Raw genomic sequence first — 284 nt, 5'->3', positions numbered from 1 at the left:
GTTTTTGTACCGGCATTGAAATTCATCCGGCTGCACGTATCGGCCGTCGCGTTTTCATTGACCATGGCATGGGGGTGGTGATTGGGGAAACGGCTGTCGTAGGCGACGACTGCACGATCTATCACGGCGTGACGTTGGGCGGCGTCAGTCTCGGCCGCGGACAGAAGCGCCATCCGACGCTTGGAAAAGGGGTTGTGGTGGGCGCCGGTGCCAAGATTCTCGGCGGATTCACCGTGGGCGACAACGCACGCATCGGCAGCAACGCCGTTGTGGTGCATGAAGTA

1 protein-coding gene is annotated in these 284 nt (G+C 60.2%); it reads left to right on the top strand.

The genetic code is table 11. The annotated features are described in order from the left end of the window. The coding region (locus J4G32_RS21330; RefSeq protein ID WP_425515547.1) for a serine O-acetyltransferase at window positions 1–284 on the top strand (284 nt) is incomplete at both ends.

This window comes from Microvirga antarctica, assembly GCF_017921815.1.
In the GTDB taxonomy this organism is placed as follows: domain Bacteria; phylum Pseudomonadota; class Alphaproteobacteria; order Rhizobiales; family Beijerinckiaceae; genus Microvirga; species Microvirga antarctica.
Note: the sequence above shows the minus strand (reverse complement) of the source record. Positions and strands in the feature narration are given on the sequence as shown.